7 protein-coding genes are annotated in these 6,393 nt (G+C 52.6%); 6 read left to right on the top strand and 1 reads right to left on the bottom strand.

The window, feature by feature from the left end:
- Nucleotides 1-182: 182 nt before the first annotated feature.
- Nucleotides 183-356, bottom strand: a complete 174-nt coding sequence (locus C7382_RS10055; protein WP_165815113.1) for a hypothetical protein — start codon at nucleotides 354-356, stop codon at nucleotides 183-185.
- 145 nt (nucleotides 357-501) lie between these two features.
- Here C7382_RS10055 and gcvH point away from each other — a divergent pair, with 145 nt between their 5' ends.
- The 6 genes from gcvH to C7382_RS02965 all read left to right on the top strand — a co-directional run bounded on the left by gcvH (nucleotide 502) and on the right by C7382_RS02965 (nucleotide 6,390).
- Entirely contained in the window at nucleotides 502-882 is a 381-nt protein-coding gene (gene gcvH / locus C7382_RS02990; RefSeq protein WP_116678835.1) for a glycine cleavage system protein GcvH, read from the top strand.
- Nucleotides 882-1,388, top strand: a complete 507-nt coding sequence (gene purE, locus C7382_RS02985) for a 5-(carboxyamino)imidazole ribonucleotide mutase (RefSeq protein WP_116678834.1) — start codon at nucleotides 882-884, stop codon at nucleotides 1,386-1,388. Before gcvH ends, purE begins: the two co-directional genes overlap by 1 nt.
- Before the next feature lie 162 nt (nucleotides 1,389-1,550).
- Nucleotides 1,551-3,296 carry a (E)-4-hydroxy-3-methylbut-2-enyl-diphosphate synthase gene (gene ispG / locus C7382_RS02980; protein WP_116678833.1) on the top strand — a complete coding sequence of 582 codons (1,746 nt, stop codon included), beginning with the start codon at nucleotides 1,551-1,553 and terminating at the stop codon, nucleotides 3,294-3,296.
- Nucleotides 3,297-3,334: 38 nt separating this feature from the next.
- Nucleotides 3,335-3,769 carry a dUTP diphosphatase gene (gene dut / locus C7382_RS02975; RefSeq protein ID WP_116678832.1) on the top strand — a complete coding sequence of 145 codons (435 nt, stop codon included), beginning with the start codon at nucleotides 3,335-3,337 and terminating at the stop codon, nucleotides 3,767-3,769.
- Between the two features lie 24 nt (nucleotides 3,770-3,793).
- Entirely contained in the window at nucleotides 3,794-5,536 is a 1,743-nt protein-coding gene (locus tag C7382_RS02970) for a tetratricopeptide repeat protein (protein WP_116678831.1), read from the top strand.
- Nucleotides 5,536-6,390: a DUF4292 domain-containing protein gene (locus tag C7382_RS02965; protein ID WP_116678830.1), complete on the top strand. Its 855-nt coding sequence runs from the start codon at nucleotides 5,536-5,538 to the stop codon at nucleotides 6,388-6,390. The genes C7382_RS02970 and C7382_RS02965 overlap by 1 nt, the downstream gene beginning before the upstream one ends.
- The last annotated feature ends 3 nt before the right edge of the window (nucleotides 6,391-6,393 follow it).

The raw sequence follows: 6,393 nt of genomic DNA, 5'->3' as shown, positions 1-6,393 counted from the left end.
AATTACGATATATGAAGAAAACGGCATCATAACAGCTCTTTCAGGATACATTCTCCCGTAACATCGTTTTTCGCATGAAAGCAAGGGGTGTTGTAGGTCTCTGCAACACCCTTGTTGTATATGGACGAGTCTTTCCCGTGAAAAGAGGTGGACTGCAAAGTCTGTTATCGTCTCCTCTATTTCTATTCCACCAATGCCGTGAGGATCTGTTTAGCGACTTGATAGAGGACTCTCACTATTCTGAGGGAATTCTCTGTTGCGGCCATCTCTTTGCGATAGTATATCCGAATAACGTAGCTGCCCCGCTGTGAGTTCACGCCCTGAGCTGCGTAGCTCCCTATCCGTGTCAGAAGCATACGGTCACTCGTGCGACAGCACAGCCAAACAAACAGTAGCTACTCAAAAGGGAACAAACCCAATCACAGCTGGTCTTGGAACATAAACTTTTGACTACCTTTGCAGAAGCATTTTTTCAAAACATAATCAACAAGCAAATTAGAAATGAAAACTCCTGCAGAACTGAAGTATTCTAAGGATCATGAGTGGGCTCGCCAAGACGGCGACGTTGTCTACATCGGTATTACGGACTACGCTCAAGGTGAATTGGGCGAAATCGTCTATGTGGACGTAACCAGCGAAGGCGAAACCCTCGGTGCTGACGAGGTATTCGGCTCTATCGAAGCGGTGAAGACTGTCTCTGACCTGATGATGCCCATCGGCGGTGAAGTACTCGAAGTAAACCCCGCCCTCGAAGAGCAACCCGAGCTCGTAAACAGCGATCCCTACGGTGCCGGCTGGATCATCAAGGTAAATGCTTCTGACCTCGCTGAACTGGATAACCTCCTGAGCGCATCTGAATACGAAGCATTAATCGCTGAGTAATGCAGCCCCTCGTAAGCATCATCATGGGCAGCACATCCGATCTGCCCGTCATGGAGAAAGCAGCCAAGATGCTCGATGAGATGGAAATCCCATTCGAGATGTTGGCGCTCTCGGCACACCGTACTCCGGCAGAGGTAGAAGCCTTTGCTCACGGAGCCAAAGCCAGAGGTGTCAGGGTGATTATCGCCGCTGCGGGCATGGCTGCCCACCTCTGCGGTGTGATCGCCTCCATGACTTCCATTCCGGTGATAGGGGTACCCATCAATGCATCGCTCGACGGCATGGATGCTCTGCTCGCCATCGTACAAATGCCTCCGGGCATCCCCGTGGCCACAGTGGGCATCAACGCTGCTCAGAATGCAGCCCTCTTGGCTGTACAGATGATGGCGACCGGCGACGAAGCCCTTTATGCCCGACTGGAGGCTTACAAGGAATCGCTCAAAGAAAAAGTGGTGAAGGCCAACCGCGATTTGGCCGAGCTGAAGTATAATTTCAAGACGAATTAGTACACAAGCGCTGCCTTCCCTCGTGGCAGGCACACTAACGACAGGCAGTCTATAGCCGTGGCTCGATGGAGAGCTGCTATCGGCTGTAGTCTGCCTGCTTTTTTTTCATGCGACTTCGCTACACGCCCTACTCCTCTTTACGACTCAATAATAACGAAGACTATGCTCGACCTCTTCGGTTACAAACGACGCCAAACATCCGTGGCTCGGATAGGAGACACTCCTCTCGGGAGCGACTACCCCATACGCATACAGTCTATGGCTTCTGTATCCACGATGGATACTGAGGCCTCGATCGGACAAGCTGTGCGCATCATTGACGCGGGAGCGGACTACGTGCGCTTTACGGCTCAGGGGGTGCGCGAAGCTGCCAACCTCGCACAGATCCGTGCCGGTCTCACGGCCTTGGGCTACCATGCGCCGCTGGTGGCGGACATTCACTTCAATCCCAAGGCTGCAGACGAAGCACTCCTGCACGTAGAGAAAGTGCGCATCAATCCGGGCAACTTCGTAGAGTCGAAAGCCGATGATACACTTACGGAAGAAGAAGCCTTCGACAAGGGGCATCGGGCTGTAGTAGAACGGTTCGGTGCTTTTGTGCAAGAAGCGGCACGCCTCGGGCGAGCCATCCGCATAGGCGTAAATCACGGTTCGCTTTCCGAGCGTATGCTCCGACGCTATGGCGACACAGCCGAAGGGATGGTGGAGAGTTGCATGGAGTTTCTGGATGTATGTCGCGCGCAGCAGTTCGACGACGTCGTGATCTCCATGAAGGCATCGAATACGTTGGTGATGACAGCAGCCGTGCGCATGCTCGTGGAGCGGATGGATGCAGCAGGCATAGCCTTCCCGCTACACTTGGGGGTGACGGAGGCGGGCGACGGAGAAGACGGACGCATCAAGAGCGCCGTAGGCATCGGTTCACTTTTGGCAGACGGCATAGGCGACACCATCCGCGTATCGCTGAGTGAGGATCCCGAATACGAAGTACCTGTGGCGCGCAAATTGGTCGCCTACATCAAAGGGCGCAGCAACCACCCCGCCATCATTCTTCCCCATCCCGAACAATACGACCGCAACAGACTACAACGACAGGAGACAGTGGCCGTAGGCAATCTGATCGGCGGTAAACATACCCCGATAGTGCTATCCGATCGCAGCAAAGGCGGGACCGACTTCGATGCAGACTTGCAGCCCGACATCATCCTCCGATCGGACGGAAGCTATTATCAAGGGGAAAACCTGTTGGCAGACCTCCACTTCCTCCCTCTCCGCCTTAGCGATCTGACTGAGAAGCGTCTGCAAACCCTCAAAACGACTCCCGACACTGTTCTGATCATCGAAGCTACAGGAATCAATCCTGTAGCCGAATGGCGTGCGGCCTTCCTTCTCATGGAACAGGCGGGATGCAACTGCCCTGTCATCCTGCACCGCAGATACGATGCGGCAGAGCTGGAAGATGTGCAACTGCAGGCGGCAGCAGATATGGGAACCTTGCTTCTCGAAGGGCGTGGCAACGGACTCATGATCGCAGCTGACCGACAACCGGCCGCCGACATAGATCGCTTGGCCTTCGGCATACTACAAGCCACACGTCTGCGAATGAGTCGCACAGAGTATATCAGTTGTCCGGGCTGTGGACGCACACTATACAATCTGCAAGAGACCGTAGCGCGCATCAAGGCTGCCACAGCACACCTCAAAGAACTGAAAATAGGTATTATGGGTTGTATCGTAAACGGCCCGGGTGAGATGGCAGATGCCGACTACGGTTATGTGGGAGCCGGACCCGGACGCATCGACCTTTACAAGCAGAAGGTATGCGTGCGCCGTGGCATCCCGCAAGAGGAAGCCGTGCAACAGCTCGTCGATCTCATCAAAGAAAACGGTGACTGGAAAGAGCGTTAGCGTCCACCCCCTCCTCATCCACACAAAGCTCATAAGCAATGAAAATCAAAATCATCAATCGCTCGCATCATCCGCTGCCATCGTATGCCACTCCGGCATCGGCAGGTATGGATTTGCGCGCTTTCCTCGAAGAACCTATTACGTTGTCACCGTTGGAGCGTCGGCTCATCCCCACGGGGCTGTTCATTGAGCTGCCGGTGGGCTACGAAGCACAGATACGTCCTCGCAGCGGCTTGGCTCTGCGCCACGGTATTACATTGGTCAATAGTCCGGGAACTATCGATGCCGACTATCGAGGTGAGATAGGCATTATCATGATCAATCTTTCGGATACACCCTTCACCATCGCCGATGGCGAACGCATCTGTCAGCTCGTAGTCGCTCGACACGAACAAGCGGAATGGGAGCAAGCCGAAGCATTGGCAGACTCAGAGCGCGGTACCGGAGGATTTGGCCATACCGGCAAAGAATAATTACACCCTGACAAGACTCCACCCATGCGATTGCACCCCATCTTAGTTTCGTTCCTGCTGCTCTTCTCTCTCGCTGCCGAAGGGACACCTGTACCAGACAGTACCGGCAGCGACTCCAAATTCGATCGGTACTTCTACGAAGGAGTTCGACTTCGTGAGCAGGAAAAATATGCCGAAGCTTTCGACCTCTACCGTTACTGCTATCTCCTAAATCAGAACGATCCGGCACTGCTGTCGGAGTTGGGCAAGCTATACTTCGCGATCGGTCGGTTGGAAGAAGGCACCCGATATTTGGAGCAGGCTTACCAACTATATCCCGATAACAAGAACTATGGCAATATATTGGGAGCTGTGTACGAACGCCAAAACCGCGCCGAAGATGCCGTCAAACTCTATGAAGCAATGGCAGAGCGTTTCCCCATGGAAGATGAATATCGCTTCAAGCTCGCCAATATGTATGTGCAGTCGGGCGAGATAGACAAGGCCATCGACATCTACAACCGCATGGAGGAGCAGAATGCCGTGAGTGCGATGGATGCATCCAACTACGCCGATGTGCGCACCCGTCTGTATATGATGACGGGGCAGACAGACAAGGCATTGGAGGAACAACGCCGACTAAGCGAACGTTATCCGGATGTAACCGACTTCCGACTCAAATATGCAGGCGCCTTGCTCGACAAGGAAATGTATCCTGAGGCATATAAGCAACTGCAACAGGTTGCAAAGACCGATTCGACCAACGGCCTCTATCACTTCGCCATGGCCAGCTATTATCTGGGAACGAATCAAAAGGACGCAGCCATCAACGAAATGCTCAAAGTCGCATCGGACAAAGACGTCGATCTGGAGCAAAAATTGCCCATCATATTCCGCTTCATCGGCACCGATACGGACGAGCAAGATATGCCCAAGAAAGAATACAATGTTCTACTGGACAAGATGTTGGCAGGGAATCCGACAGATGTCGATCTCCGTCTCTCCTATACGCAGGTACTGGAGATGCAGGGCGACACCATTCGTGCCATGGAGATATGCAAACCGATTACAGAATTTGCTCCCACGGAAGAGAGAGCTTGGAATATGATACTCGAAGTTGCGGTCAATCGGAACGACCATCCCGAGGTTCATGCCATCAGTTCGCAAGCTCGCCAATATATTTCCGGCTCTGCCCTATTCTATCTCTACGATGCGATAGCCTATTATATGGAAAAGAATCTGACCGAAGCCAAACGCATCTTGGAAGAAGGGACCAAACAAATAGATGCAGAGAAAGATGCCAAGGGTTTGTCAGATATCTACAGCCAGTTGGGCGACCTCGCCTACGAAGAGAAAAAGCCACAAGAGGCTTTCAGCCATTACGAAAAAGCCTTGGAACTAAACCCAAACAACCTCGGGGTCTTGAACAACTATGCCTACTTTCTGGCGAAAGAAGGCGGAGACCTGGCGAAAGCCGAAAGAATGGCTGCATTATGTGTGAAGTTGGTACCCGACAATCCCGTCACATTGGACACTTACGGATGGATATTCTTCATGAGAGAAAATTATAGTCTGGCGAAGCTCTACATCGAGAAAGCTCTGTCGCTGAGTACCGACAAGCCCGATGCCGATGTCGTAGAGCATCATGGCGATGTCCTGTGGATGCTTGGCGAAAAAGAAGAAGCCTTACAAGAATGGAAGCGAGCCAAGTCCATCGGTGACGGAGGCAGCTCGATGCTGGACAAGAAAATAGAAAAGGGTGCTTACATCCCCGAAAAAAAGAAATAATGCTTACGAAGAAATATATACGATCAGCAGCTGCAATCATGCTGTCCTTGGCATTGGCCATACTGATCGGCGGTTGTAGTTCCTCCTTGCCCTTCGGTGGGTCGGCAACGGGTGGCAGTGCCGAGACTGGCATAAGCGCTACGGCACTGCTTGATGGCGTCATGCAACAATACCCGCGACAAGAACAATTCAGTGCAAGTGGCAGAGCTGTTCTGCGCTTTGGGCAAAAGGATGTGAACACTCGCGTGGAGCTGACGCTTGTGCGCGGTCGAGGCATCCGACTCGTAGCCATGCCTTTCCCCCTGGTGGTTGCAGGGCGTGCATGGATCACGCCCGAGGGTGTGACCGTCACCGATGCCATCAACAAACGCTACGTCACGGCCTCCTATTCCGAATTGAGCGATCTCATCGGCTTTGAACTCTCGTACACTGCTTTCGAGTCGCTCTTCCTCGCTCGCCTCTTCAAAGCCGACGGCAGCCGGGTATCTGCATCCGATCTTTTATTATCGACAGGAGCGCAGCAAGGTCATCTGATATCCTACAAAGATGCTCGCCGGATAGAATACCTATCCGAGATAGGAGCCAATAAGCGTCCTATCACGATGAGCATATACGACCCTGCCTCACAGTATCGACTTTCTACTACCTACTCCGCTTTCGGGCAAGGAGCAGGACAACACCTCCCCACAGCTCTCATGCTGCAACTTCTGCATCAGGGAGTGGTAGAAGGATCCCTCAGCCTCGATCTTACGAAGATGAAATTCGAAGATATCAGCGGATCGGATGTGACTCCGCGTATCAATACTGCCACCTATAGTAACATGACATTGGACGATTTGTCTGATCTCTTTTAATCT

It is taken from the genome of Porphyromonas loveana, from assembly GCF_003096695.1.
GTDB classification, from domain to species: Bacteria; Bacteroidota; Bacteroidia; order Bacteroidales; family Porphyromonadaceae; genus Porphyromonas; species Porphyromonas loveana.
The sequence above is the reverse complement of the archived record's forward strand: the minus strand, read 5'-3'. Positions and strand labels throughout refer to the sequence as shown.